Consider the following 26,186-nt stretch of genomic DNA (forward strand, 5'->3'; position numbering starts at 1 on the left):
TCGTCATTTAGAAACCGTCACTTGCTCCACATCTCGACTTTGACTCCGTTTTATAATCACATCAAGATAATCAGCCAAGAAACTTCTCGGTGATGCCGCTTGCAAGGTCTGATAGGCTTGGCTTGGAAATACCGTCTCATCAAGCCAAGTCTGATTCAATTTTTCTCCTGAAAAATAAGCACGATTGGCTGGCATGATAAAGTGTGAAATAGCATCCGCTGTCTCGCCATCATACCACCGTTCATCGTTCAACACATTGTGGACCATGATGTCACTGGTATTGTCAAAGACGGTTTGTAAGTACTTTACGTGATTCTGCAAATTTGGATCACTAGGTTGGTGCTCTTCTGCCCACGAAGCCATATCAAGTTGAGTTTTTTGATAGCGAATGCTTGTATCATCAAGACTCAATTGGCCGATAACAGCTGGGTAAATAGAAAATGCTCCATTGACCACTTCAGTATAGCTGACTTGCCCCAAGTCTTCTTCAACAATATTCTGAGAATGAGTGTGTCCCGAAAAACCAAATTGAATGCCATATTGATTGAACAAGGCCTTCAAATCGGCAGCATTATCCAAAGTATAGCCTTTTGAGAGCATGGCATGCTGTTGCAAGATATTGTGATGGACAACAGGTATCAAGTTTACTCCAGCTTCCTTGGCTGCCTGAAGCTGTACTTCTATCCAATCCAAGGTCTCTTTTTTGATACGTCCATTGGTTGGAGGAGCTCCTTTACCGTAGCCGTCAGAGTAGATGTTACTGTCTATCATCAGAAACCAAGCATTGGAAAATGGCTTGGCCAGATAGCTCAATGAGACTTGATCACGACTGCTGGCTTGTTGATAGCCATGATCGTCAAATATATCTGAAAATTGCTGAGCGGTGACCTGATCTGTCACTACCTGCTGATATCCCTTAAAAGCCCTAGCCCAGCCACTGGCAATATCATGGTTACCAGGAATGACCAAAACCTCTGTTCCTTTTTCTTCAATCTGGGTAAAATACTGTGACAATTCAACCATGCTCTGCTTTTCACCATTGAGAGTCAAATCCCCACTGACTAGTAACAAGGACGGTTGCTCACGCTCAACCTGCTCAACCAAGGCCTCCATCCGCTCTTTTCCATAACGTAAATCCTTGCCAGTAGCTGTTTTTTCGATATAAGAAAAAGCCTCTCCATCATCAAATAAATCCTGTGACAAATAATGCAAATCTGTGATAATCCAAATTTTATCTTGATCTCTTAATTCAGCCTCGACATAGGATTGCTGATGCTGGCCAGCAATAGCAAACCAAATCAAAACAGTAACTGCAATAGCTCCTAACAATAATACTATTTTCTTCTTCATACCTTAAAAGTATATCATCTTAGATGAACAGCGACAATACAGAAAGAGGAGTTAGACTGTAGCCAACTCCTCATATTAAAATTTATTTCTTAGCAAATCCAGCTGCTTGTTCACCAGCCTGACGACCAAATACGATGATGTCTGCTACAGCATTACCACCAATACGGTTTTGACCATGAACACCACCAGTTACTTCACCAGCAGCATAAAGACCAGAAATTGCTGAACCATCTGTTTTCAATACTTCAGTATTGGTATTGATTTTCACACCACCCATTGTATGGTGAACACCAGGTGCAACTTTAATCGCGTGGTAAGAACCAGTATTCAAAGCATGGTCCATACCTGATGTACGACCAAATGCCGCATCATTCTTATCTGCTACAGCCCTGTTCCAAGTATCAAGTGTTGTTTGAAGTGTATCCGCAGGTAGGTCAATTTCTTTAGCCAAATCTGCAAGTGTAGCACCCGTTTTTACAAGACCTTTTTCTTCGTATTGAGCAATAGCTTTCACACGATCTTTCAAGGCATCATCAAAGATAACATAAGCATAGTTTGGCTCCAAGCTATTGATAGCCGCAGAAACTTTATCACGAGTTTCCAATTCGTTAACAAAACGCTCACCTTTTGAATTGACAAGGATAGCACCCTCACCACGAACAGCTTCCGTAATCAAGTAAGAAGTTTCTTGCTCAACACTTGGGTGAATTTGGATTTGTTCCATATCAACAGTTGCTGCACCTTCTGATTCAGCAAGCGCAATACCGTCACCTGTTGAACCTTCTTGGTTAGTTGTAACATAACCTTTCAATGCTGGGTTTAATTTAGCAACCATTTCCAAATCAGCACCGAAACCACCAGTCGCCAATACAACTGCTTTAGCTGAGATTTTCTTAGTTTCACCAGCAATCTTCACTTCAACACCTGTCACAGCCCCATCCTTGTCTTGGAGTTTTTTAACATCTGCATTGACAAAAATTGGTACTTTACGTTCAACAAGATTGTGGTAAAGACCATTTACTAAGTAGCCACCAACAGCTGAACCATCTGCTGGACGGTGGGTACGTTTCTCACTCATACCACCAGTTGTAGTAAGGTTGCTAAGAGTAATTCCCATTCCATCCAACCAGTCAATTGCACTAGCAGAGTTATCTACAAGATAACGAAGTAATTCAGGACTATTTGTTCCCTTACCGCCTTTAAGTGTTTCTTCATAGAACTTATCGTTTGTATCAGCAATACCTTCCGCTTCTTGGAATTTAGTCTGTGAAGCATTCATACCAGCTGATGATTTAGCCGTATTACCACCGATAACAGGCATTTTTTCCAAGAGAGCAACACTAGCGCCAGCATCTTTAGCTGATATAGCTGCCGACATCCCTGCACCACCTGAACCAACTACGATAACATCATAGCTATCTTTCAACTCAGATGGATCTGTATATTCTTTCACAGATGCACCTGAAACAGCCTCTTCTGAAGAAGATGTAGTAGACGATGAAGAAGTTGCAGTTTTGTCAGATTTTCCTCCACACGCTACCAAAAACACAACAGCAAGTAGACTCATTAGTAAGCCTAACCAAGCTTTCTTTTTCATGATAAACCTCCAATTTTTATCTGATATTAGTATTATACAAGATTGTGAAATGTTTTTCAATTTGTTTTGAAATATTTTCACAAACATGAACAAAAAATGTATGATTCAAACATCACACATTTTATATAGCTATTTACTGCCCTTGAAGAGATAAAAAGCTCGCTATTTCGGATATTGTTGCTTGGCTCCCTTTACGAAGTATTCCAGATAATTTACCCGATTTATAATAGGTTAAGCTAGGAACCGTAGCAAGACCTTGACTCTGTCGAAATTGTTGTATTTTTCCTGTCGGATCCGACTCGCTATCTAAATAGTAGATAGTCGCATGTGATTGCTCTACCGCCTCTGTTAATTTAGGAACAAAGTCACGACAATAAGGGCATGTCTCACGACCTATGTATAATATAAATTCTTCCTCGTTTTGGATTTTTTGCTCCACTTCATCTATCGAAATAGCCTGATAACTCTTTACAGCCTTCACGTAGTCTGATTCATCTGGTGCAGCCGCTGATTGAGATAGAAAGAATGCCCCACCTACGACAAAAATAGTCAATACCACTAGCAAAGAATACTTACGCCACATAATCCCTCCTCAAATACAGACAAAAAGCCCTTGTAAATAGGGCTTTTAAAATATCGATACAAATCTTAGAGCATTTTGTTGTAGAATTCTACGACAAGAGCTTCGTTGATTTCTGGGTTGATTTCGTCGCGTTCTGGCAAGCGAGTCAATGAACCTTCAAGCTTTTCAGCATCGAATGATACGAAAGCTGGACGACCAAGAGTTGCTTCAACAGCTTCAAGGATAGCTGGAACTTTGATTGACTTCTCACGAACTGAGATAACTTGACCAACTTCAACGCGGTATGAAGGAATATCAACGCGTTTGCCATCAACAAGGATATGACCGTGGTTTACGAATTGACGTGCTTGACGACGAGTAGTTGCCAAACCAAGACGGTAAACGACGTTATCCAAACGACGCTCCAAAAGAAGCATGAAGTTGAAACCAAGAGTACCTTGTTTGATTTTAGTAGCTTGTACGAACAAGTTACGGAATTGTTTCTCACCCAAACCGTAAGAGAAACGCAATTTTTGTTTCTCAGCCAATTGCAAACCGTATTCTGACAATTTAGAACGGTTGTTTGGTCCGTGTTGACCTGGTACGTAGTTACGACGTGCCAATTCTTTACCTGTACCTGTCAATGACAAGCCAAGACGACGAGCTTGTTTCCAAGATGGTCCTGTATAACGTGACATGTGTTATGTCCTCCTAAAATAAAATATAAAAATTATTTGTAGGAAATAACGTTTTAAGCAAACCTGATTCGTGCAGGAGGCCTTCATCGAAACAGCAACGATTACTCTTCTTGCTGACCTTCTGTTGACGAGCTTCATTTTGCCCTGCTGTTATTTCGCACAAAGATTAGTATAGCACAAAAAAAAGGCTCTGTAAAGCCTTATATAGCGATTAATCCAAATAATGAATCAAAATCTTTTCTGTCAAAATGTCTGAGTAAGTATAAGATTCCACAAAGGTATTGTTTGGATCTTCAAATTCAACGATAAAGAGAGACTGATAAACCTCCACAATACGCCCCTGCTTATTCTTCTCACGCTTACGACCATTTTCAAGGGTCAATTCAACGATTTGTCCCTCATGGTCCTTAATATCTTGTTTGATTTGCTTCATTTTAGCAACATCTGTAAATGCATCACTCATTCTCTATCCATCCTCTCTCTTGGAAATACTTGCAAATTTATTGTATTCTTTTTGGAACATGAGTTCCACGGTACCACGCGCACCGGAACGGTTTTTCTCGATGATGACTTCAACCGTATTGTTAGGAATGCCGCCATCTTCCTGCTCACCGCGCTCATAGTAATCATCACGATATAAGAAGGCAACGATATCGGCATCCTGCTCGATAGATCCCGATTCACGAATATCTGACAGAACAGGTCTCTTATCCTGACGTTGCTCAACTCCACGAGACAACTGACTGAGGGCGATAACGGGAACTTTCAATTCCTTGGCCAAAATCTTCAACTGACGGGAAATCTCAGAAACCTCTTGTTGCCGATTTTCCCGACCTGTTCCCGTAATCAATTGAAGATAGTCAATCAAAATCAAGCCCAGATTGCCCGTTTCCTGAGCCAACTTACGTGAACGCGAACGAATCTCTGTAATCTTGATACCTGGTGTATCATCAATATAGATACTAGCCCGAGCCAGGTTAGCTTGAGCCACCATGTACTTATTCCATTCTTCCTGCGTCAAATGCCCCGTACGAATAGCCCTCGAATTGATAACTCCCTCAGAAGCGAGCATACGGTCAACCAAGCTTTCTGCACCCATCTCCAAAGAAAAGATAGCAACTGTCAAACCCAGTTTTGTACCGATATTTTGTGCAATATTGAGAGCAAATGCCGTCTTACCAACCGCAGGACGAGCTGCAAGAATAATCAACTCTTCCTCATGCAGACCCGTTGTCATAGCATCAAGAGCAGGATAACCAGTTGCAATCCCTGTAATATCCGACGTCTGCTTAGCACGAGTTTCAAGGTTGTCAAAGTTGATATTCAAGACATCATCAATCCGCTTGAAACCACTTCGACTGGCTCCCTCACTGACATCAATCAAAGCTTTTTCAGCATTGGCAATAATGTCATCTGAACCATCCGCACCCTCATAAGCCTGATTAACTGCATCCGTCAAACGGGCAATCAGTTTACGGAGATTAGACTTTTCAGCAACAATCTTGGCATAGAATTCCGCATTGGCTGCCGTCGGCACGGAGCTAATGATTTCAGCCAAATAGGCCAAGCCACCAATATTTTCCAAATCACCATGGTTGACCAGATAGTTACGCATGGTAGTCGCATCAATTGCCTCATTTCTATCAGAAAGAGCAATCATAGCTTTAAAAATTAGCTTATGAGCATGTTTGAAAAAATCTTCAGCTTCGATGTATTCACGAACGAAGACCAGCTTGCCTTCATCAAGGAAAATAGCTCCTAATACCGATTGTTCAGCTAGAATATCCTGCGGTTGCACCCGCAATTCATCCAACTCTGCCAAGATCTCACCTCCTCACTGGCTAGATAAATAATTAAGCTTCCTTGATACTCAAATTAATGATGCCTGTTACATCTTGATAGATTTTAACTGGTACATCAATGAGACCAATCGCACGAATTGGGTGATCCAGCTGAATATGGCGTTTATCAATCTTGATGCCAAATTGCTTGTCCAATTCTTCAGCAATTTTCTTGCTGGTAATAGAACCAAAGGTACGACCATCTGGACCAACTTTTTCGACAAATTTCACTAAAGTAGCTTCCTCAGCCAGCTTAGCCTTGATAGCCTCTGCTTCTGCAATCATCTCTGCATGAGCCCTTTCCTTAGATTTTTCCTGACCACGAAGGGCGCTGATCGCTTGATTTGTTGCTTCCTTAGCCAAATTTTTCTTGATCAAGAAATTTTGGGCATAACCTGTTGGAACTTCCTTAATCTCACCCTTTTTACCTTGACCTTTAACATCTGCTAAAAAGATTACTTTCATATCTGTTCTCCTAATTTCCATTTATTTCTTCGCGGATTTTATCCGTCAACTTTTCACATACTTCTGCGATTGTCTGGTCATATACCTGAGCGGCAGCTAGGTTAAAGTGACCACCTCCACCCATTTCTTCCATGATGCGTTGAACATTGATCTTACTATGACTCCTTGCAGAAATAGATACATACCCTTTGGTATTTCTTGTTATAACAAATACCGCCTCAATTCCTGCCATGTCCAATATTGTATTGGCAGCCTTGCTCGGAATAATATTATCGTATTCTTTAGTATCATCTGCACACGCAATAACAACATTGGACTCAATTCTCTGCCCACTTAAAATCAGTTCATTGATTTGACGATATTCCTCAAAATCTGTCGCAGCAATCTGCTGAATTTCCAAGCTATCGCTACCACGAGTCCGCAAGTAACTAGCCACATCAAAAGTACGACTGGTCACACGAGAGGTGAAATTTTTTGTATCAAGCATAATCCCAGCCATCAATAAACTAGATTGAATGCGATTAAGCTTATGGTGTTTGTCATTCTGGAACTGAATTAATTCCGTTACTAACTCACTCGCAGAACTAGCACCACTCTCTATATAAGTCAAAACTGCATTATTTGGGAAATCTGTATCGCGACGATGATGATCAACCACCACAACCTGGGTAAATTGTTCATAGAAATCCTTATCCAAAGTCAAGCCAATCTTTGAATGATCTACCATGATTAACAACGACTGGAAAGTGACCATCTTCATGGCTTCCTCAACCGTTAGCAAATTAGAACAATTTTCATCACTCAACTTCTTGATGGCACGTGCAATATCTGGTGCCATTTCATCTGGATTATACACCGTGTAGGCATTGTTCATAATATTTTGAGCAAAGTACTGCATACCGACCGCGGATCCAAGCGCGTCCATATCTAAATTACGATGTCCCACCACAAAAACAGCATCAACCGATTTGAGTTTATCTGATACAGCAGTCATCATAGCACGAGTCCGCGTACGTGTTCGTTTAACGGAAGAAGCCGAGCCACCGCCAAAGAAAAGTGGCTGTTTACTCTCATCATTTTCCTTGACCACAACCTGGTCTCCACCACGAACCTCAGCCATATTGAGATTTTGGAGCGCAATCTGTCCGATTTGGTGATGATTTTCATTACCATACGCCAATCCCATACTCAAAGTCAAACCTAAATCTAACTTTTTAGCCTCCTCGCGGAACTTATCAATAACTGAAAACTTATTCTCTATCAATTTTTCCAACACAGCATAATCTGTAAAGAAATAGAATCGATCCATTGTGCCGCGTCGGTAGTAGATACCGTAATCATGGCAAAATTCCGAAACAAATTGAGCCAAGAAGGAATTGACTTGGCTGATTTGAGAATCTGTTACAGCATCCTCAAGCTCATCATAGTTATCAACTGAAATAATCCCTATAACAGGACGGCTTCCGATCAAACTATTTGTCGCCGAATACTCTGTTGACGCATCAAAAAAGTAAAATAACCCTTGATCAAAATCAACGTTAACAGCGTATCTCTTGCCTGAAAAGTTCGCATAAATTCGCTCCTCATCCAGACCAACGTCAATAATTTCACGTAGTTTTTTTTGATCAAACTCACCATTTTCTTGAGCAAAAATCAGCTCAGCAAAGGGATTAAACCATTCTACCTGATTACTATCTGGTCGGACTTTGATGACTCCCACTGGCATTTTATCCAAGAGCATCATCAAACCAGAATTGGCCTGATTATTGAGATATTCAATCTGTTCTAGCTCACTAAATTCATAAGAATGTTTTTGATAAATAAATAGCGCAATCAACACCAACAGGCTGATGAGTAGCGCAAAAACTGTACTGGCACCAATTGGAAAAAGTCGGTGGACAAGAGCCACCAACCCAAATAAAATGACACCTATCATGACAAAGTGAATTGTCGAAAATCGAAATCTTTTCATCACTAACCTCTGCCTGCCATTCTACCATAAATTCAGTAAAAAAGCTACTTTTCACATGATTTTAAAGTAGTTGACATATAGCTGACATACAGCGAAAAGAACAGCCTTAGTGACTGTCCTTTGATTTGTTTTTAGAAATGGAACGACTGCGTCCTTCCAAGTAAACCATGAGAATGGATATATCCGCTGGATTGACACCGGAAATCCGACTAGCCTGACCAATGGTTTCTGGTGAAATCAGCTTGAATTTCTGACGAGCCTCAGTCGCTATGGAGTCAATGTCATCCCAGTCAATGTCGGCTGGAATGCGTTTTTCTTCCATGCGTTTCATCTTCTCCACCTGATCCAAGGCCTTGGCAATGTAGCCCTCGTACTTGACTTCTGTTTCAATCAATTCAATGGTCTTAGCATCCAAGTCCTCTGCCGCAGGACCGATAAAGGCTACCGCATCTGCGTAAGTCACATCTGGACGACGCATGAATTCCTTGGCAGTCAAAGCGTCTGTCAAGGGCTTGAATCCCATAGTAACAACTTTTTCGTTGGTTTCCTTGATTGGTTTGAGTTTGATAGACTCCAAGCGTTTCATCTCATTGTCAAACTGGTTTTTATGGATTTGGAAGACCTGCCAGCGTTCATCATCTACCAAGCCAACCTGACGACCGATTTCCGTCAGACGCATATCGGCATTGTCATGACGCAGAATCAGGCGGTATTCTGCCCGACTGGTCAAGAGGCGATAAGGCTCCACCGTTCCCTTGGTTACCAGGTCATCAATCATAACACCAATGTAGCCGTCGCTTCGTTTCAAAATTAACTCAGGCTTACCCTGTACCTTAAGGGCTGCATTGATACCAGCGACAATTCCCTGACCTGCTGCTTCTTCATAACCTGATGTTCCGTTGGTCTGACCTGCTGTAAAGAGCCCAGAAATCTTCTTAGTTTCCAGCGTCGCCCGCAACTGATGAGGCATAACCATATCGTACTCAATAGCATAGCCCGTCCGCATCATCTGAGCATTTTCCAAGCCTTTAATGGAGTGGATCAAGTCCTGCTGCACATCTTCTGGCAGACTGGTTGACAGCCCTTGAACATAGATTTCATCGGTATTGCGACCTTCTGGCTCTAGGAAAAGCTGGTGGCGTTCCTTGTCGGCAAAACGCACAATCTTGTCCTCGATTGACGGACAATAACGGGGCCCAATCCCCTTGACAATCCCTGAAAACATAGGTGCTCGGTGGAGATTGCTGTTGATAATCTCATGGCTAGTCGCATTGGTATAGGTCAACCAACAAGGGATCTGGTCCTGCAAATAATCCTCGTCCTTGGACAAGAATGAAAAGTGATTTGGCTTTTCATCGCCTGGTTGAATCTCGGTTTCGTCGTAATTAATGGTGCGGGCATTGACACGCGGTGGTGTCCCTGTCTTGAAACGACCAATTTCAAGTCCCAATTCTTTCAGATTATCCGCCAGCGTGATAGAAGCTAGGCTATTGTTAGGACCTGACGAATACTTGAGGTCACCGATGATAATCTCGCCACGCAGGGCTGTACCCGTCGTCACCACAACCGCCTTGGCAGAAAATTTCTGATTGGTAGCCGTGCGAACACCGATAACCTTACCATCCTCCACCAAAATCTCATCAATCATAGTTTGACGCAGGGTCAGATTTTCCTGACGCTCCACCGTCCGCTTCATCTCTGCTGCGTACTCTGCCTTGTCCGCCTGAGCCCGCAAGGCACGAACAGCTGGCCCCTTACCCATATTAAGCATTTTCATCTGGATATAGGTCTTGTCAATGTTGCGGCCCATTTCGCCACCCAGGGCATCGATTTCCCTTACCACAATCCCCTTGGCAGAACCACCAATGGAGGGATTACATGGCATAAAAGCCACCATATCCAAGTTTATCGTAGCAAGCAGGGTCTTACAGCCCATACGACTAGCTGCCAATCCCGCCTCTACACCCGCATGCCCCGCACCGATCACGATGACATCATAGTTTTCTGCAAATGTGTATGTCATTTTTATTTCTCCTTTATGTTCATGATATGTTTGACTTGCCCATTCCAGTTTGGCAATTCTTGAGCCAGAAAAGCTGGTACGACATCTAGGTTGACAAGCTTGTCAAGTTCAATCCATTCACAAGCTTGTTTCAACTCCTCTTCTATCATCTCCTTAGGCATTTTCCCAATAGGATCGACGATAAAATGAAACTCGATGTTGTGAAAATCTATATCTTCGTGTGTAAACTGATTTTCAACGACAAAAGCTAGTTGGTTGACACGACTGTCAATCCCTAATTCTTCCTTGACTTCCCGAACAACCGCATCTTGTGCAGTTTCGTTGACTGCGACTGCACCGCCAATGGTATAATAACGCCCCTTAGAGTCCTTCGTGAGAAATATTTTCCCATCTTTTATAATCAATGCAGTCGCCCGAACACCGAAGATCTGATTGTCAATTCTGGTCCTAAAATCCATTCTTCCTTCTCTTTTCTAAAATTTCTTCAAGATATGGAACTAAATTTTTCTTATTTTCATCGCGACTAGTAAACCATATAAAATCAGTATGCTCTTCTGGATCAAGAAGAATGGTTTTGGGCTGTTCAGGAAGTGTTACTTCATAGACCAGCCTTGTAAACATCGCCTCTTTCTCTTCATCAAACTGACTATCTTCATGGATAATGGTCAGATTTTCCTTGACTATCGAAATGCCTGTTTCTTCATAGCATTCTCGAACGGCAGCATCACGAGGCAATTCATTCTCCTCGACACGACCACCTGGAATGTCCCAATATCGAGGAAAGACATTGGGCATGCCACGCTTAATCTGAGAACGCTGAATAATCAGGTGACTGTCTGCAACAGTCAGTAAAACATGGGCAATCAGTTTGACAGGCATAGTTCCTCCTAATCTCACAAAAAATAGCCAAAACTCTCGAAAATTGCAGGACAAAAAAGCCTACAATTCCCATGAGCTTTGACCATCATGATAATTGTTACTCTTATTCTATCAAAAGATTTGTAGAATTTCAAATCTAGTGTTACGCTAACGTTTCAATATATTCTAAGCCCCAAGCCTCAACAGCATCCAGTACCGAACGAAATTTTTCGCCCATCTCAGTCAAGCTATACTCTACACGAGGGGGGACTTCTGCATAGACCGTGCGACTAATAATGCGATCCTCCTCCAATTGTCTAAGGTGCCTTGTTAACATGGTTTGAGTAATACCTGGAATCAGTCGCTGTAATTCATTGAAGCGTTTCGTTCCTGTACTGAGTTGGTAGATAATCACCAATCCCCACTTACCAGTCAAGACTTTTTGTGTTGTTGCAAAAGGGCAAATACCATATTCACTAACTTTTTTCAAAAAAATTCTCCTTTATTTATCACAATAGTATCACTTTTGATACTAACGAATGCAAAAGTACCTACTTGCATAATGGAATGCTTCAGCTATAATTGTACTATATCAAAAAAATTGGAGGACATCAAATGTCAACAAACTTGGAAATTTTTAATGCCTATAACAATGCTCTCATCGCTGGTGATTTTGCAGCTCTTTTTGAAACAATGGCTAATAACATTATCTGGCATCAACCCGGAAATCATTCAACATCTGGTGCTAAAATTGGTAAGGAAGTACTCGGAGCACATCTAGCAACTTTCGCCGAAAAAACAAATGGAACTTTCAAAGTAGTGACAAACTGGGTATCCGATAATGATACTCTTGTTGCCGCTAACGTAACATTCCTCGGTACTCGAACAGATGGTGAAGAACTAAACATGAATGGCATCGATCTTTTCCGTATGGAAGATGGCAAAATCAAGGAAGTTTGGCTCTTCTCAGCCGACCAAAAAGCCGAAGATGCTTTCTGGGGATAAGATAAAAAGCTTAGCATGAGGGTGCTAAGCTTTTATTTTTGATTAAATATACTGACAAGCAACCCCATCTTTGTAGGCCATATCGATCATGCCACCGCCCAGACACTCTTGACCGTCGTAGAAAACAACGGCTTGTCCTGGTGTGATTGCTCGTTGTGGCTCTGCAAAAATAACTTCTGCCTTGTCACCTTTTACCTTGACAGTTACTTTACTATCTGGTTGACGATAGCGGAACTTAGCTGTGCATTCTAGCGTGAATTCTTCAGGCATATTACGTGTAAAATGTACTTGACTAGCCTGTAAAGAAGTTGACATCAAGGACTCATGATAGAAGCCTTGACCGACATAGAGGATATTTTTTGACAGGTCTTTCCCGACAACAAACCAAGGCTCATTGTCCCCACCGATTTGTCCTCCGATACCAAGCCCGCCCCGCTGGCCAATGGTATAGTACATAAGACCTGTATGTTCTCCCATGTCACGACCGTCCACCGTCATCATCCGGCCGGGCTGGGCTGGCAAATATTGTCCTAAAAATTCTTTGAAGTTCTTTTCACCGATAAAGCAGATGCCTGTCGAGTCTTTCTTTTTAGCGGTCGCCAAGCCTGCTCGCTCTGCTATTTCCCTTACCTGAGGCTTTTGTAAATGGCCGAGCGGAAACATGGTTTTCTGCAGCTGTTCCTGTGAGAGTTGGCTAAGGAAGTAGGTCTGATCCTTGCCATTGTCTGCCCCACGTAGCATATGAACGGTGCCGTCCTCGTCGCGTGACACCTGAGCATAGTGCCCCGTCGCCACATAGTCCGCCCCCAAATTCATAGCGTAATCCAAGAAGGCCTTGAACTTGATTTCCTTGTTACACATGACATCTGGATTGGGGGTGCGGCCAGCCCGATACTCTGCTAAAAAGTACTCAAATACGCGGTCCCAATACTCTTTTTCAAAGTTGACAGAGTAGTAAGGAATGCCGATTTGGTCTGCCACTGCAGCCACGTCCTTGTAGTCTTCTGTTGCTGTACAGAAGCCATTTTCGTCCGTGTCGTCCCAGTTTTTCATGAAGATGCCGATCACATCGTAGCCCTGCTCCTTGAGCAAGAGAGCCGTAACCGATGAATCCACACCGCCACTCATACCGACAACAACACGGGTTTTAGAATTGTCAATTGACATAATCTTCTCCCATCTTTTCGTAGAAATAACGATTTGAAGGTCGTATTCCAAAATTTGATTATCCAAAAACGGTTGACGATTTTGAACAACTTGTATTATACCATACAAAAAGAGTAAGCGATAGAATTTTAACATAAGAAAACACATTCATCTAGGCATATTCTCTAACTGGAAAATTTGATATAATAGTACCAAGAAAAACGTGAGGATTACTATGACAAACTTAAAATTTCAGTCGGTCTTTGATATTATTGGACCTGTTATGATTGGTCCATCTTCTAGTCACACAGCAGGTGCAGTCCGCATTGGGAAAATTGTATCTTCAATTTTCGGCGATGAGCCGACAGAGGTGGAATTTCAACTCTACAATTCCTTTGCCAAGACCTATCGTGGTCATGGTACAGACGTAGCCCTGGTAGCAGGTATTCTGGGCATGGATACGGATGATCCCCGCATTCCTGACTCTCTTGATATTGCAAGAGAACGAGGTATTAAGGTTTACTGGCGTGTCAACAAGGACAGCAATACCCCACATCCCAATACCACCAGAATCATCATAAAAAACGATAAAAAATCCATCTCAGCCACAGGCGTTTCCATCGGTGGGGGAAACATTCAAGTAACAGAGCTCAACGGCTTCTCTGTCAATCTCAATATGAATACGCCAACTATTATTATTGTTCACCAAGATGTCCCTGGTATGATTGCGAAAGTGACCGATGTCCTTTCTAAGTATGACATCAATATCGCCCAAATGAACGTGACACGTGAAAAAGCTGGCGAAAAAGCCATTATGATTATCGAAGTGGATGCTCGCCAATGTGAAAATTCTATTGCAGAGATTGAAAAAATTCCACACCTGCACAATGTAACCTTCTTCAACTAGAAAGAGAAAGACATGTTTTATACTATCGAAGAATTAGTTCAGCAAGCAGACAACTTTTCTGGTAATGTAGCTGAACTCATGATCGCTACTGAAATTGAATTGACCGGTCGTAGTCGCGAAGAAATATTGACAATTATGTCAAGAAACTTGACAGTTATGAAAGACTCCATCGTAGATGGACTTACTGAAAGCAAATCCGTATCTGGTTTAACAGGGGGCGATGCTGCCAAGTTAGATGCCTATATGAAATCTGGTAAAACCCTGTCAGATTCCGCTGTCCTATCCGCCGCAAGAAATGCCATGGCCGTTAATGAGTTGAATGCCAAAATGGGCTTAGTCTGTGCCACTCCGACAGCAGGATCAGCTGGTTGTTTACCAGCCGTTCTAGGAGTTGCTATTGAAAAGCTCAATTTGACAGAAGAACAGCAACTTGACTTCCTATTTACAGCTGGAGCCTTTGGACTAGTTATCGCCAACAACGCCTCCATCTCAGGTGCAGAAGGAGGCTGTCAGGCAGAAGTCGGATCTGCCTCTGCTATGTCTGCCGCAGCATTAACTCTTGCAGCAGGTGGAACTCCCTACCAAGCCAGCCAAGCCATCTGCTTTGTCATCAAAAATATGCTGGGTCTGATTTGCGATCCCGTCGCTGGTCTGGTAGAAGTCCCTTGTGTCAAACGTAATGCAATGGGAGCAAGCTACGCCATGGTAGCTGCCGATATGGCTCTAGCAGGTATCGAATCCAAAATCCCCGTTGACGAAGTCATCAATGCCATGTACCAAGTTGGAGCAGCTCTACCAACTGCCTTCCGTGAAACTGCTGAAGGTGGCCTTGCAGCTACACCGACGGGTCGTCGCCTTGCTCAAGAAATTTTTGGGGAAGATTGACAATAGTATAAACCAAAAAGGACCCTAACGGTCCTTTTCTTATTATGACTTCGAGCCAGTTTTCTCATAGAGAAAAACAAGAAGACCATCACCTATGCTTGTGGCTGGCAAGGCTTTGAGCTTCCCTTTCTTTTCCTGTTATAATCTAATTTGTCAAGTTAAATAAAGGAGGAGTAAACTAGTCCAGTGGACTAGTTTAGCATGGCTAAAACCAGTTACAGTTTATCACATACCAAATGTATGTCACTCCTAAGTACCGCAGAAAATCCATTTACTAAAAAATTAGACGGGATTTAATTGATATTTTCCATCACCTATATCCATACAGCGCGGAAATCAAAAGTTTTGGGCTAGAGGCTACTATTTAGTACCGTTGGACTGAACGAAAAAGCAGTTGCGAAATACATTCGTGAGACAGAAAAAGTCTAGCATCGTGCTAGACTTTTTCTAATTTATCTTAGTACCAACCATTTGCCAACCAGAAAGCCTTGGCTGCAGACCATGAACCATAGCGACTAGCAACATAAGCATCTGCTACACGCTCTTGGTTTTCTGGTGAGTAATCACCATTCAAGTAAGTATTTGTCAACTGGTAACGACCAATGTAGATACCGTTACGGGCATCATAGCTACCGCTTGATTCCTTCATTGCAATCCATTCTTTTGCTGCTGCATCTTCAGCACTCAAGTTTGAAGAATAGGTGCTAGTTGTTGCTGTTGCAGTAGAAGTTGATGTTGTTGTTGATTGAGTTTGTTCAACTGAACTCGCTACTGCCTTCACTGTCACATCACCCAATTCGATAACTTGACCGACATGGATAAAATCTAAGTTGGTAATCTTATTCTGCTCTGCTAATTTTTCAACAGTAGTATTGTGTGTTTCAGCAATTTCAGACAGGGTATCACCAGACTTTACAGTATAGGTTTCTGCACTGACTACACCCGCAGTCAAAAGGGAGATTCCCGCTACCAAACCAGCAATAGTTGTTTTTAAGTTTTTCTTTAATGTAATGTTCATAATAGTCACATTCCTTTCTGTCATGTGTCTATCATACCCTCTAACTATTACTTAGACTTTGTGAAATTGTTACAAATATTACAGACAAATTGAGATTAGACAATAAAAACGCTATTTCTAGCGTTTTTTACTCATTTTTTCAATATAAATAAGAGTCCAGCTAAAGCTAACATAACTAAAATTGCTAACGTATCTGCTAACTTCCATTCCAAAATCCGATACTTGGTTCTCCCATCTCCGCCTTGATACCCACGCGCCTCCATCGCCGTTGCAAGAGCATCTGCCCTCTTAAAACTTGATGCGAATAACGGAATCAAAATAGGAATAACTGACCTTACCTTCTGAATAAGATTTCCCTCATTAAAGTCCACTCCACGAGCTCTCTGAGCATTCATAATCCGAGTGGTATCATCCATCAAGGTCGGTACAAAACGCAAGCTCATGGACAACATCAAACCAATTTCATGCACAGGAACCCTAAATCGCTTCAAAGGTGCAAGCCCTGACTCGATACCATCAGCCAAACTGAGCGGTGTTGTCGTCAAGGTCAATAGGGTTGAGAAGAAAATAATCAAAACAAAGCGAACAAAAATAATCGCCGCCTGTTGCAAACCCTCAACTGATAATTTAAAAATCCAAAATTCCCAGAAAAGTGTCGCTCCAGGTGTAAAGAAAACCTGAAAGAAAGTTGTAAATAGAATAATTCCTATCATCGGTTTCAAACCATTAATAAAAAATGATAAGCGAATACGAGATAAAACAACCATTCCTAAAACAAATGCTATCAACAAGGCATTGGTGACCAAATTATTGGCCCAAAAAATCATCAATAGAAATCCAAACATTGCTAAAAGCTTACTTCTTGGATCCAAGCGATGAATAATTGAATCCCCAGGAATATAGCGACCTAAAATTAATTTATCCATGTGTCACCATCCCCGTAAATTCTTCAATTGTAATAGGAAGACGTTCAAATACAAAGCCTCTTCTCTCCAAATTAGCTGCAAACTTAGTAATCTTAGGCACTCCCAACTGAATACTCTCTAAAAAATCTACCTCTTGAAAAATATCGACTGGTTTACCAGAACGGACCAGCTTTCCCTTTTCCATAATGTAAACAAAATCAGCATAGTTAGCCACATCGTCCATCAAATGAGTTACCAAAACGATTGTCATGCCTGATTCATGAAGCTTTTCGAAAATATCCATCAATTCCTGACGCCCCGCAGGGTCCAATCCAGCCGTTGGTTCATCCAAAACTAAGATACTTGGTTCCATTGCCAGAATCCCAGCAATAGCTACCCGACGCATTTGACCACCAGATAATTCAAAAGGACTACGCTCAAACAAGCTTTCATCAATTCCAACCAAGGCCAATTTTTCACGCGCAATCGTTTCAGCCTCTTCCTGAGAAACTCCGAAATTTTGTGGACCAAAAGCAACATCTTTCAAAACTGTCTCATCAAACACTTGACTTTCAGGAAATTGGAAAACGAGCCCCACTTTCTTCCTTACTTGCTTAATATCCTTATTTTCAGACGTCGCTGTAATCACAACATCATCAATGACTACTCTTCCTTCTGTTGGTACATTTAATCCATTCAAGAGTTGTAAAATTGTTGATTTGCCCGAACCCGTATGCCCAATAAGGGCCGTGTAAGAGCCATCAACAATCTCCAAATCCACACCAAAAAGCGCACGCCCCTCAAAAGGAGTGCCAGCTTGATAGATATAGCTTACTTCTTGGAGATCAATTCCCATAAAGTTTCCTCTAATTCTTCCTCTGTAAAATAGCGGAGCGGTAAATCAAGTCCAGTCTGGCGCAAAGATGAAGCCAGTTCTGTCGTAAATGGTCTATCCAAGTCTAAATCTACCAAATCTTCTCGCATAAATAGTTCATTTGGAGTGCTAATTGATTCAACCTGTCCATTTTTCATCACGATAACTCGGTCACTCAATGCAACCTCATCCAAATCATGTGTTATAGAGATAACCGTCATACCATGACGATCCTTAATTTCACGGACAATTTTAATCAAGTCGAGACGACCTTCTGGATCCAACATAGACGTAGCCTCATCCAAAATAATAATTTTTGGACGTAAGGCAACCACTCCAGCAATCGCCACCCTCTGCTTCTGACCACCAGATAAACGAGCAGGCTCACGTGTTTTGAAATCAGTCATTCTAACCAATTCCAAAGCTTCGTCAACTCGACTACGCATCTCCTCCAAAGGGATTCCCTGGTTCTCTAAACCAAATGCAACATCATCTTCAACTGTGGCACCCACAAATTGGTTATCTGGATTTTGAAAAACCATACCAATCAAGCGTCGCTTATCCCATACATTATCAATGGTTAAGGCATCACCGTCAATATAAATATCACCTGATTCAGCTTCCAACAAACCATCAATCAAACGAACTATTGTTGATTTACCCGAACCATTATGTCCAATAATAGACAACCATTCTCCCTGTTTCACGTGAAACGAGACTTCATTTAGGGTATAGCGCTCATCCTCTTGGTCGTATTTATATTTAAGATTTTTTACTTCGATAATATTTGTCATCATTTAAAAGTATCTTTGAATAAGTAAGAGGCACCCCTGAAATAATCATAGCCTGAATATAGGGTGAAGAAAAGTGCAATATAGAGTGTTATTTGCCCCACGACGTTCCAGTGTAAGAGCAGGAAAATAACTGCAAACATCTGTGAAAATGTTTTGATTTTCCCTGGCATAGCCGCAGCTAGAACTGTTCCTCCATTTTCCACCAAGAGTAGACGAAGACCTGTCACTGCCAATTCACGACAAATAATAATTGCAACTACCCAAGCTGGAGCAAAGCCAAGCTCTACAAGCATGATAAACGCTGTCATCACCAAAATCTTATCTGCCATCGGATCCGCAAATTTTCCAAAGTTTGTTACAACCTGCCATTTACGAGCCAAATAGCCGTCTAGATAATCCGTAATACTAGCTAATGCAAAAATAAGTGCTGCCAACACATGACTAATTGTTGAATCCCAAACGGTCAGTAACAAGATAAAAATTGGGATTACCAAAATCCTACCTATCGTCAATGCATTGGGAATATTTTCTTTTTTCATTCTAATACCTTTATTGCCCTTATTCAAAATTTAAAGTGACCGCCCCTGTATCGGCTGTCAGAGCTGATATATCTAACTTTTGGCCACCTACACTTACCTCTACTCCTTTGACAACACCAAGAACAAGTGTAGTAGAAGTCACTCCTTCTTCAATAGTAGTAGTTACTGTTGGATTATCAGGTGTTAGTGTAACGCCCCCCTCTAACAAGGTGTCAGAAAGGCTGATCCAACTCGTTGTATTTTTTGCTGTTACAGTTACTTCTACTGGATAAGTCACTGTTTTAAGGGTCGCAACAATGTTAGAACCTGATCCTGAAATAGTCACATTTTCTGTAGCGGAACTACTTGAACTCGTTGAATTTGACTGCGCCTGCTCAGTAGAACTCGTCTCTGTACCACTACTTGCTTCAGATACAGATTGCTCAACTATACTATATGACGTTGTAGTAGGCGTAATAGATGCTCTATTTTGGAGCCTGCTATGAACAATATAAGTCACAAAAATAATAATCAAACCCGTCGCAAGAAATAAGTAAATCAACGGAAGATAAGAGTTCTTTTTACGTTTACGAACCTTATAACTTCTTTTCAATTCTGAAGATCGGAGTTCTTCTTCTCCATCTTCATAATATTTCACTAAACTATTGGTCTCGTAAGCATCCAGTAGGACATCTGCATCTAATTCCAAAGCCTCAGCATATGCTCTTAAAATAGAATGAACATCATCTGAGTTTGCAATAAAATCAAAATCATTGTACTCAAGTGCCTGCAAATATTTAGCTTGGATTTTTGTTATCCGTTGCAAATCAACGAATGTCCAACCCCGTCCTTCTCTAGCTGTTCTAAGTACTTCCCCTATACTCTTTTGTCTCATAATACCCTCTCTCTATCGCTCATCATGTACAGTATACTATTCTAACAAAATTCCAAGGAAATTTCGACGGGTTGCGCCCACTTATTTTGGAAAAATCGTGAAATCTGTCATATCACAGTGATCAATAAAGCGACGACCTGCCTCTCTGATGTCATCTAACTGAAGACTTTGTATCATTTGAGGTATATCAAAAACATTTTCATATTCTGAATACTGAGAAACAAAGTGACTAGCTGTAAACTCAAGAGAATTTAAGCTACGAATAAAATCTCCATACATCTCGTTTTTCAACAATTGTAAATGATCCTCTGTCACATCTGCATCATCCTCAAATTTCCTAAGTGCTTTCATCAGTATACTAGAAAGCGTAATGGGTTCTTGAGTATCTCCCGAGATAATCAAATAGTGGTACTCAGGTGTAACCTCTAATTGGAACTGGAAAGAAGAATCAATTTTTCCCTGCTCGTATAACTGTTGATATCGTTTTGAAGTCCAACCAAACAACATGGCAAATAAAAATTGTAAACTGAGCCGATATTTCTGAATAGTCTCCTTATCAACCTCGTCATTTCCCCGTAAACCAACAGCCAATTTTGGGGTAGATACTTCAAATTGTTCTGAGAGATGCTCCTGTATCGGCAACTTTTGGACACCTGCCAATTCAAACGACTGAGCTGGATTATCCATCTGAGCTACTTGATAACTTGAAATTTGTTTCCAAACTGCCTCTAAATCAAAATTACCAATAACGAATAAATTCATGTTACTTGGATGATAAAACACATCAAAATTCTCATGTAAATCATCCGCAGTAATTGCAGCAATTGATTCAACTGTCCCTGCTATATCATAGGCCAAAGGACTTTCTGGATAAAGCGATGATAAAATTCCCGTAAACAAGCGATAATCTGCATCATCTTGATACATCTCAATTTCTTGTTCAATAATCCCCTGTTCTCTTTCTACATTGTCTTCTGTAAAATACGGTTCTCGAACAAAAGATTGTAAAAGTGATATAGACTCCAATACTTTCTGAGTCGTTGAAAATAAGTAACTAGTCTGTCTAAAACTGGTATAAGCATTTGCGCTTGCTCCCAATTTAGCAAACTCATTCATAATATCCTCTTCATTCTCAGTTTCAAACAGCTTATGTTCTAAAAAGTGTGCAATCCCTGCAGGATAAACAACACTATTACCATTAGCCAATGTAAATCGAGTATGAATACCCCCAAAATTGGTCGTTAGAATTCCATATGTCTCATGGAAATCTACTTTAGGAAGTAAAACAACTGTCAATCCATTGTCAATTTTCCCATAAAAGACAGATTCTTTCATGTAAGGATACTTCTTCTCAATTAACTTCATTCTTCTGTCCCCTCCATAAAGTAAACAGCCTGTAAATTAATCATCTGTCCTACTCGAATGACATCGTCTATTGATACCGATTTGATAGCCTCAATCCAATCTAGCCAACTTAAATTTCTATTTCCTAAGGTAACTTGATTATATACTTGTTCTATCAAATTATTCTGCCTATCCTGAGCCAAGGTTGCCGAATGAATCAACATGTTTTTTGTCAACTCTAATTCTTCTTCTGTAAATTTACCACATTTTAAATCAAGTAGTTGTTTACTAATTAACTTCATTACCTTGAGTCTATTTTCGCGGCTAATTCCAGCATAGACCTTTAGCATTCCTGAAAAAATAGAGACCTGACTTCCAATTGTATAGGCCAAACTTTCTTTCTCACGAACATTCATAAATAACTTCGAATGGGAGAAAGCACCTAGTAGACCATTAAATACCATCAAAGCCGGATAGTTTACATCGTTGTAAACCACCTGTAAATGATATGCCAATTCCAAAATGGACTGCCTTGCCTGTTTACGCTCGATTTTTTCTTGCGTGATGTTTGAGTATTCTTGATGATATTCTAACTCTAATTTTGGATTTCTATAAGTAAAACCAAAATCTTCAAGTTTTCTTTTTACTTGTTCTCTGTCAACCTTCCCTAAGACAAATATATCAATTTTATCCATACGCAACATATTCCGATAAATCTGAAAGGTTGATTCTGCTGTTTCTTTTTCAACCAAATCAAGCCTACCGACGCGTGGAATTTGAAGAGAGGGATCTTTATAAAAAAGCTTACTCATTTCAACATCTGCATGATAAAAATTATCTTCTATCTCTGACTGAAGAAAATTGATTAAATTCGTTTTTTCAACCTCGAAAATCTGGCTATCAAATCCTCGCCCCTTTTTCAGTGGTCTAAATATACACGTGTGTAAAAAATCAAGAATCTCTACTGTAATATCCTCATTTTCTGGCAAGTGACGAGGACTGACATATGAAATTATCACATCTACACAGTGCACCCTACCACGTTTTGAAACTGAGGTCGAGAACTGAGCACCATACAATTCTGCCAATCTTCTCCGAACAGCCTGAGCTGTCTGAAATTCTTGGTTACCCATTTCAAAAATATTTGCAACTAACACACGACCAGCAACTGTAGCCTCACTCATTTCAGCTGCAAAGCGAATACGTATACGATTTGTCGTAAACTGATCTGTATCAATAAAATGAAGATCTACTCCCTCTTGTAATTTCATCTTCTTCCTCTTTCAAACATTGTACCTTCCATTATACCATTTTGTGATATAATATTCTGTAACGAGGTGACTTATGGAATTTAAATTATTTGATGACTACATCACATTACAAGCATTATTAAAAACGACTGGTATTCTCCATTCAGGAGGTGCCATTAAAGGTTTCTTAGAAGAAAATACCATTCTTTTCAATGGAGAGGATGAAAAAAGACGCGGTAAAAAAATCCGTATCGGAGATGTTATCACACTCCCAGACCACAACACCAACATCACAATCGTCGCACCTAGTGCAGAAGAAATACAGCAACACCAAGAATATCAAGCTGAAAAAGAACGTGTGGCTGCAATCGTTAAAAAGTTAAATCAAGAAAATAAAAAGAATAAGAAACAGGTAAAGACTCCTAAAAAAGCAACTAAAAAGACTGAAAGAAAACCTGTTCGTTTCCCTGGTATGTAGACATGTGGCTAGAACGATTAGAGTTACAACATTTTCGCAATTACAACCAATTAGATATTGAGTTCCACAAAGGGCTCAATGTCTTTTTAGGCGAAAACGCCCAAGGAAAAACCAATATTCTAGAATCTATCTATACTTTAGCTTTAACACGAAGTCATCGAACACGGACAGATAAGGACCTACTACAGTTTCAAGAAAAGGAATTATCTATTTCGGGTTTACTCCATCGCGCAAGCGGTAAAGTTCCACTTGACATTCACTTGACAGATAAGGGGCGAGTGACCAAGGTCAACCATCTCAAACAAGCAAAACTTTCTAATTACATTGGACATATGAACGTCGTCCTATTTGCTCCAGAAGATTTACAGCTGATAAAAGGTGCGCCTGCTTTGAGAAGAAAGTTCATCGATGTCGAGCTCGGGCAAATCAAACCACTCTATCTCTCTGACCTATCGAATTATAACCACGTTTTAAAACAAAGAAATACTTACCTCAAATCTACAGATAAGATTGATGAGAACTTCCTATCCGTGTTAGATCAGCAACTTGCTGAATATGGTAGTCGTGTTATCCAACATCGTATTGACTTTTTAAAGAAATTAGAGGAATTCGGAAATAGAAAAGTTCAAGATATTTCAGATAAGAAGGAGGAACTAACTATCGAATATCAATCCTCAATTAAGTTTACTACTTCTGTCAATTTAATTGACATATTCTTGACAGAATTGGAAAGGTGTCGAAAACGTGATTTATTTAAGAAAAATACAGGAGCTGGACCACATCGAGATGATGTAGCTTTCTTTATAAATGGAATGAATGCCCATTATGGTAGTCAAGGTCAGCACCGCAGTCTTGTTCTGTCACTTAAACTGGCTGAAATCGAGCTGATGAAAGAAGTCACACGAGAGTATCCAATTCTACTCTTAGATGATGTTATGAGTGAGCTGGATAATAATCGTCAAATCAAGCTACTAGAAACTATTACAGATACGATTCAAACATTTATTACAACGACATCTTTAGACCATTTACATAAGCTACCTAATAGTTTAAAAATCTTCCATATTGAGTCTGGTAAGGTTACTGAGTCAGAATAAGATTGTTTACACTGTTGTCAATAAAATTTACAAAAAAGTAAAGACCCTGTCAAGAGGGTCTTGTTTTTGTTTACTGTACTGAATAGTTTGGAGCTTCGTTTGTAATTTGAACATCGTGTGGATGGCTTTCTTTCAAACCAGCACCTGACATTTCGATGAACTGAGCATTTTCATGCAATTCAGTCAAGTTACCAGCACCTACATAACCCATACCTGAGCGAAGTCCACCAACCATTTGGAAAATCATATCTGCAACAGAACCTTTATAGGCTACACGTCCTTCAATTCCTTCTGGAACAAGTTTGTTGGCTTCATTTACAGATGCTTGGAAGTAACGGTCTTTTGAACCTTGTTTCATGGCAGCGATAGAGCCCATACCACGATAGGTCTTGAACTTACGACCTTGGAAGATTTCTGTCTCACCTGGTGCTTCATCCGTTCCTGCAAACATAGAACCAAGCATAACGGCATGACCACCCGCAGCAAGTGCCTTGACAATATCTCCTGAATACTTGATACCACCGTCAGCGATAATGGTTTTACCATATTCACGCGCGACACCAGCTGCATCATAGATAGCTGTCACTTGTGGTACACCAACACCTGCGATGACACGTGTTGTACAGATTGAACCTGGTCCAATACCGACCTTGACAACATCAACACCAGCTTCATAAAGAGCACGAGCTCCTTCAGCTGTGGCAATGTTGCCAGCAATCAAGGTACGAGTTGGGAAGTGGTCACGGATTTCTTTGATCTTACGAAGAACACCTGCTGAGTGACCGTGAGCCGTATCGATGACAATCGCGTCTGCACCCGCTTCAAAAAGGGCTTCTGCACGTTCAAAAGTATCAGATGTGACACCAACAGCACCCGCAACCAAGAGACGACCAAATTCATCCTTCGCTGCATTTGGGAACTCAATGACTTTCTCAATGTCTTTGATAGTAATCAAGCCTGACAAACGACCATTTTCATCAACCAATGGCAATTTTTCAATACGATGCTTGTGAAGAATAGCCTCCGCAGTCGCAAGGTCTGTTCCAACTGGCGCTGTTACCAAAGCATCGCTTGTCATGTTTGTAGAAATTGGCTGTGAATAATCGGAAATGAAACGCATATCACGGTTGGTGATGATACCAACCAATTTACGATTTTCCAATGTTTCAACGATTGGCACACCGGAAATACGATAAGTAGCCATTAATTTCTCAGCCTCAGCAATGGTGTGCTCTGGTGTTAGGAAGAATGGATCAATAATGACACCATTTTCGGAACGTTTTACCTTACGCACCTCATCAGCCTGCTCCGCGATAGACATATTCTTATGGATGACACCCAAACCACCTGCACGTGCCATAGCGATAGCCATTTTACTATCTGTTACTGTATCCATGGCAGCAGAAATAATCGGAAGATTAAGGGTCAAATTTGGTGCTAATTGTGTTTTTAAATCAATATCATGTGGTAAAACATGACTTTCAGCCGGAATAAGTAATACATCGTCGAAAGTAAAGCCTTTTTTCAAAAATTTAGTGTCCCAGTTTGACATTTTCTTCCTCTTTTCTTATTTAATATGTAGCATGATTGTATTTGTATTTTAATTATGATAACATTTTGAAATCATTTGTCAATCATTATTCGCTTTAATATCATCATTCCTAAAAATTCAGAAAATTCTATTCAGTTTTATATATAAAATTC

27 protein-coding genes are annotated in these 26,186 nt (G+C 40.7%); 5 read left to right on the plus strand and 22 right to left on the minus strand.

The features are described 5' to 3' along the window. Positions 1-3 precede the first annotated feature (3 nt). From ODU45_RS04355 to ODU45_RS04410, 12 genes are all read right to left on the minus strand, one after another. Positions 4-1,350: a metallophosphoesterase gene (locus tag ODU45_RS04355; RefSeq protein ID WP_398580837.1), complete on the minus strand. Its 1,347-nt coding sequence runs from the start codon at positions 1,348-1,350 to the stop codon at positions 4-6. Positions 1,351-1,432: 82 nt separating this feature from the next. Then, positions 1,433-2,947 (minus strand): flavocytochrome c, encoded by a 1,515-nt coding sequence (locus tag ODU45_RS04360; protein ID WP_105256926.1) that lies wholly within the window; start codon positions 2,945-2,947, stop codon positions 1,433-1,435. 133 nt (positions 2,948-3,080) lie between these two features. Continuing rightward, on the minus strand, positions 3,081-3,530 hold the full coding sequence (locus ODU45_RS04365; protein ID WP_044758446.1) for a thiol reductase thioredoxin: 450 nt from the start codon (positions 3,528-3,530) through the stop codon (positions 3,081-3,083). 65 nt (positions 3,531-3,595) lie between these two features. Beyond that, complete coding sequence (gene rpsD, locus ODU45_RS04370; RefSeq protein ID WP_002938227.1) at positions 3,596-4,207, minus strand: 30S ribosomal protein S4; 612 nt, start codon at positions 4,205-4,207, stop codon at positions 3,596-3,598. 211 nt (positions 4,208-4,418) lie between these two features. Beyond that, complete coding sequence (locus ODU45_RS04375) at positions 4,419-4,670, minus strand: Veg family protein (protein ID WP_002938218.1); 252 nt, start codon at positions 4,668-4,670, stop codon at positions 4,419-4,421. 3 nt (positions 4,671-4,673) lie between these two features. Then, positions 4,674-6,029, minus strand: coding sequence for a replicative DNA helicase (gene dnaB / locus ODU45_RS04380; protein ID WP_002938217.1), 1,356 nt, complete (start codon positions 6,027-6,029; stop codon positions 4,674-4,676). Positions 6,030-6,060: 31 nt separating this feature from the next. Beyond that, positions 6,061-6,513 carry a 50S ribosomal protein L9 gene (rplI, locus tag ODU45_RS04385; RefSeq protein ID WP_136671737.1) on the minus strand — a complete coding sequence of 151 codons (453 nt, stop codon included), beginning with the start codon at positions 6,511-6,513 and terminating at the stop codon, positions 6,061-6,063. 10 nt (positions 6,514-6,523) lie between these two features. Continuing rightward, positions 6,524-8,485: a DHH family phosphoesterase gene (locus tag ODU45_RS04390; RefSeq protein ID WP_172030101.1), complete on the minus strand. Its 1,962-nt coding sequence runs from the start codon at positions 8,483-8,485 to the stop codon at positions 6,524-6,526. Positions 8,486-8,591: 106 nt separating this feature from the next. Further along, positions 8,592-10,508 carry a tRNA uridine-5-carboxymethylaminomethyl(34) synthesis enzyme MnmG gene (gene mnmG / locus ODU45_RS04395; RefSeq protein ID WP_105256924.1) on the minus strand — a complete coding sequence of 639 codons (1,917 nt, stop codon included), beginning with the start codon at positions 10,506-10,508 and terminating at the stop codon, positions 8,592-8,594. A gap of 2 nt (positions 10,509-10,510) precedes the next feature. Further along, complete coding sequence (locus ODU45_RS04400) at positions 10,511-10,966, minus strand: NUDIX hydrolase (RefSeq protein WP_105256923.1); 456 nt, start codon at positions 10,964-10,966, stop codon at positions 10,511-10,513. Then, on the minus strand, positions 10,956-11,387 hold the full coding sequence (locus ODU45_RS04405) for an NUDIX hydrolase (protein ID WP_105121902.1): 432 nt from the start codon (positions 11,385-11,387) through the stop codon (positions 10,956-10,958). Before ODU45_RS04405 ends, ODU45_RS04400 begins: the two co-directional genes overlap by 11 nt. A gap of 142 nt (positions 11,388-11,529) precedes the next feature. Continuing rightward, positions 11,530-11,856 (minus strand): helix-turn-helix domain-containing protein, encoded by a 327-nt coding sequence (locus ODU45_RS04410; RefSeq protein WP_014638837.1) that lies wholly within the window; start codon positions 11,854-11,856, stop codon positions 11,530-11,532. Positions 11,857-11,981: 125 nt separating this feature from the next. On the opposite strand from ODU45_RS04410, the gene ODU45_RS04415 reads away from it, so the two are divergent. Then, positions 11,982-12,371 (plus strand): nuclear transport factor 2 family protein, encoded by a 390-nt coding sequence (locus tag ODU45_RS04415; protein ID WP_105256922.1) that lies wholly within the window; start codon positions 11,982-11,984, stop codon positions 12,369-12,371. Between the two features lie 42 nt (positions 12,372-12,413). Here ODU45_RS04415 and mnmA read toward each other — a convergent pair whose 3' ends face one another. Continuing rightward, complete coding sequence (gene mnmA / locus ODU45_RS04420; RefSeq protein ID WP_029179677.1) at positions 12,414-13,538, minus strand: tRNA 2-thiouridine(34) synthase MnmA; 1,125 nt, start codon at positions 13,536-13,538, stop codon at positions 12,414-12,416. Between the two features lie 214 nt (positions 13,539-13,752). Between mnmA and sdaAB the strand changes: the two genes are divergently transcribed. Further along, positions 13,753-14,424 (plus strand): L-serine ammonia-lyase, iron-sulfur-dependent subunit beta, encoded by a 672-nt coding sequence (gene sdaAB, locus ODU45_RS04425; protein ID WP_002938202.1) that lies wholly within the window; start codon positions 13,753-13,755, stop codon positions 14,422-14,424. A gap of 12 nt (positions 14,425-14,436) precedes the next feature. Beyond that, complete coding sequence (sdaAA, locus tag ODU45_RS04430; protein WP_105249613.1) at positions 14,437-15,309, plus strand: L-serine ammonia-lyase, iron-sulfur-dependent, subunit alpha; 873 nt, start codon at positions 14,437-14,439, stop codon at positions 15,307-15,309. 457 nt (positions 15,310-15,766) lie between these two features. Here sdaAA and ODU45_RS04435 read toward each other — a convergent pair whose 3' ends face one another. The 8 genes from ODU45_RS04435 to yfmF all read right to left on the minus strand — a co-directional run bounded on the left by ODU45_RS04435 (position 15,767) and on the right by yfmF (position 22,928). Next, entirely contained in the window at positions 15,767-16,327 is a 561-nt protein-coding gene (locus ODU45_RS04435) for a LysM domain-containing protein (protein ID WP_105256921.1), read from the minus strand. A gap of 131 nt (positions 16,328-16,458) precedes the next feature. Continuing rightward, entirely contained in the window at positions 16,459-17,253 is a 795-nt protein-coding gene (locus tag ODU45_RS04440) for an energy-coupling factor transporter transmembrane protein EcfT (RefSeq protein ID WP_105249614.1), read from the minus strand. Beyond that, on the minus strand, positions 17,246-18,088 hold the full coding sequence (locus ODU45_RS04445; protein WP_136671734.1) for an energy-coupling factor transporter ATPase: 843 nt from the start codon (positions 18,086-18,088) through the stop codon (positions 17,246-17,248). The genes ODU45_RS04440 and ODU45_RS04445 overlap by 8 nt, the downstream gene beginning before the upstream one ends. Further along, positions 18,064-18,900, minus strand: coding sequence for an energy-coupling factor ABC transporter ATP-binding protein (locus ODU45_RS04450; RefSeq protein ID WP_398580838.1), 837 nt, complete (start codon positions 18,898-18,900; stop codon positions 18,064-18,066). Before ODU45_RS04450 ends, ODU45_RS04445 begins: the two co-directional genes overlap by 25 nt. After that, on the minus strand, positions 18,900-19,439 hold the full coding sequence (pgsA, locus tag ODU45_RS04455; protein ID WP_014638849.1) for a CDP-diacylglycerol--glycerol-3-phosphate 3-phosphatidyltransferase: 540 nt from the start codon (positions 19,437-19,439) through the stop codon (positions 18,900-18,902). Before pgsA ends, ODU45_RS04450 begins: the two co-directional genes overlap by 1 nt. 19 nt (positions 19,440-19,458) lie before the next feature. Further along, on the minus strand, positions 19,459-20,313 hold the full coding sequence (rodZ, locus tag ODU45_RS04460) for a cytoskeleton protein RodZ (RefSeq protein ID WP_136671732.1): 855 nt from the start codon (positions 20,311-20,313) through the stop codon (positions 19,459-19,461). Positions 20,314-20,394: 81 nt separating this feature from the next. After that, positions 20,395-21,678 carry an EF-P 5-aminopentanol modification-associated protein YfmH gene (yfmH, locus tag ODU45_RS04465; RefSeq protein WP_136671731.1) on the minus strand — a complete coding sequence of 428 codons (1,284 nt, stop codon included), beginning with the start codon at positions 21,676-21,678 and terminating at the stop codon, positions 20,395-20,397. Then, the gene (gene yfmF, locus ODU45_RS04470; protein WP_105256917.1) at positions 21,675-22,928 is read right to left on the minus strand and encodes an EF-P 5-aminopentanol modification-associated protein YfmF; all 1,254 of its coding nucleotides are present in this window, start codon (positions 22,926-22,928) and stop codon (positions 21,675-21,677) included. The genes yfmH and yfmF overlap by 4 nt, the downstream gene beginning before the upstream one ends. Positions 22,929-23,001: 73 nt before the next feature. On the opposite strand from yfmF, the gene yaaA reads away from it, so the two are divergent. Both yaaA and recF read left to right on the plus strand, forming a co-directional pair. After that, positions 23,002-23,385, plus strand: a complete 384-nt coding sequence (gene yaaA, locus ODU45_RS04475; protein ID WP_105256916.1) for a S4 domain-containing protein YaaA — start codon at positions 23,002-23,004, stop codon at positions 23,383-23,385. 2 nt (positions 23,386-23,387) lie between these two features. Then, positions 23,388-24,482: a DNA replication/repair protein RecF gene (gene recF / locus ODU45_RS04480; RefSeq protein WP_398580839.1), complete on the plus strand. Its 1,095-nt coding sequence runs from the start codon at positions 23,388-23,390 to the stop codon at positions 24,480-24,482. Between the two features lie 70 nt (positions 24,483-24,552). Here the strand turns inward: recF and guaB are convergent, their stop codons facing one another. Further along, positions 24,553-26,034: an IMP dehydrogenase gene (guaB, locus tag ODU45_RS04485; RefSeq protein WP_024379541.1), complete on the minus strand. Its 1,482-nt coding sequence runs from the start codon at positions 26,032-26,034 to the stop codon at positions 24,553-24,555. Positions 26,035-26,186 lie beyond the last annotated feature (152 nt).

The sequence above is a fragment of the Streptococcus sp. 2022WUSS135 genome, from assembly GCF_044427045.1.
GTDB classification, from domain to species: Bacteria; Bacillota; Bacilli; order Lactobacillales; family Streptococcaceae; genus Streptococcus; species Streptococcus hashimotonensis.

What these genes read in the sequence shown, in the direction of transcription:
- ODU45_RS04355 (WP_398580837.1), bottom strand. Translation starts at nt 1,350, where the DNA reads ATGAAGAAGAAAATAGTATTATTGTTAGGAGCTATTGCAGTTACTGTT.
- ODU45_RS04360 (WP_105256926.1), bottom strand. Translation starts at nt 2,947, where the DNA reads ATGAAAAAGAAAGCTTGGTTAGGCTTACTAATGAGTCTACTTGCTGTT.
- ODU45_RS04365 (WP_044758446.1), bottom strand. Translation starts at nt 3,530, where the DNA reads ATGTGGCGTAAGTATTCTTTGCTAGTGGTATTGACTATTTTTGTCGTA.
- rpsD (WP_002938227.1), bottom strand. Translation starts at nt 4,207, where the DNA reads ATGTCACGTTATACAGGACCATCTTGGAAACAAGCTCGTCGTCTTGGC.
- ODU45_RS04375 (WP_002938218.1), bottom strand. Translation starts at nt 4,670, where the DNA reads ATGAGTGATGCATTTACAGATGTTGCTAAAATGAAGCAAATCAAACAA.
- rplI (WP_136671737.1), bottom strand. Translation starts at nt 6,513, where the DNA reads ATGAAAGTAATCTTTTTAGCAGATGTTAAAGGTCAAGGTAAAAAGGGT.
- ODU45_RS04390 (WP_172030101.1), bottom strand. Translation starts at nt 8,485, where the DNA reads ATGAAAAGATTTCGATTTTCGACAATTCACTTTGTCATGATAGGTGTC.
- mnmG (WP_105256924.1), bottom strand. Translation starts at nt 10,508, where the DNA reads ATGACATACACATTTGCAGAAAACTATGATGTCATCGTGATCGGTGCG.
- ODU45_RS04400 (WP_105256923.1), bottom strand. Translation starts at nt 10,966, where the DNA reads ATGGATTTTAGGACCAGAATTGACAATCAGATCTTCGGTGTTCGGGCG.
- ODU45_RS04405 (WP_105121902.1), bottom strand. Translation starts at nt 11,387, where the DNA reads ATGCCTGTCAAACTGATTGCCCATGTTTTACTGACTGTTGCAGACAGT.
- ODU45_RS04415 (WP_105256922.1), top strand. Translation starts at nt 11,982, where the DNA reads ATGTCAACAAACTTGGAAATTTTTAATGCCTATAACAATGCTCTCATC.
- mnmA (WP_029179677.1), bottom strand. Translation starts at nt 13,538, where the DNA reads ATGTCAATTGACAATTCTAAAACCCGTGTTGTTGTCGGTATGAGTGGC.
- sdaAB (WP_002938202.1), top strand. Translation starts at nt 13,753, where the DNA reads ATGACAAACTTAAAATTTCAGTCGGTCTTTGATATTATTGGACCTGTT.
- sdaAA (WP_105249613.1), top strand. Translation starts at nt 14,437, where the DNA reads ATGTTTTATACTATCGAAGAATTAGTTCAGCAAGCAGACAACTTTTCT.
- ODU45_RS04435 (WP_105256921.1), bottom strand. Translation starts at nt 16,327, where the DNA reads ATGAACATTACATTAAAGAAAAACTTAAAAACAACTATTGCTGGTTTG.
- ODU45_RS04440 (WP_105249614.1), bottom strand. Translation starts at nt 17,253, where the DNA reads ATGGATAAATTAATTTTAGGTCGCTATATTCCTGGGGATTCAATTATT.
- ODU45_RS04445 (WP_136671734.1), bottom strand. Translation starts at nt 18,088, where the DNA reads ATGGGAATTGATCTCCAAGAAGTAAGCTATATCTATCAAGCTGGCACT.
- ODU45_RS04450 (WP_398580838.1), bottom strand. Translation starts at nt 18,900, where the DNA reads ATGACAAATATTATCGAAGTAAAAAATCTTAAATATAAATACGACCAA.
- pgsA (WP_014638849.1), bottom strand. Translation starts at nt 19,439, where the DNA reads ATGAAAAAAGAAAATATTCCCAATGCATTGACGATAGGTAGGATTTTG.
- rodZ (WP_136671732.1), bottom strand. Translation starts at nt 20,313, where the DNA reads ATGAGACAAAAGAGTATAGGGGAAGTACTTAGAACAGCTAGAGAAGGA.
- yfmH (WP_136671731.1), bottom strand. Translation starts at nt 21,678, where the DNA reads ATGAAGTTAATTGAGAAGAAGTATCCTTACATGAAAGAATCTGTCTTT.
- yfmF (WP_105256917.1), bottom strand. Translation starts at nt 22,928, where the DNA reads ATGAAATTACAAGAGGGAGTAGATCTTCATTTTATTGATACAGATCAG.
- yaaA (WP_105256916.1), top strand. Translation starts at nt 23,002, where the DNA reads ATGGAATTTAAATTATTTGATGACTACATCACATTACAAGCATTATTA.
- recF (WP_398580839.1), top strand. Translation starts at nt 23,388, where the DNA reads ATGTGGCTAGAACGATTAGAGTTACAACATTTTCGCAATTACAACCAA.
- guaB (WP_024379541.1), bottom strand. Translation starts at nt 26,034, where the DNA reads ATGTCAAACTGGGACACTAAATTTTTGAAAAAAGGCTTTACTTTCGAC.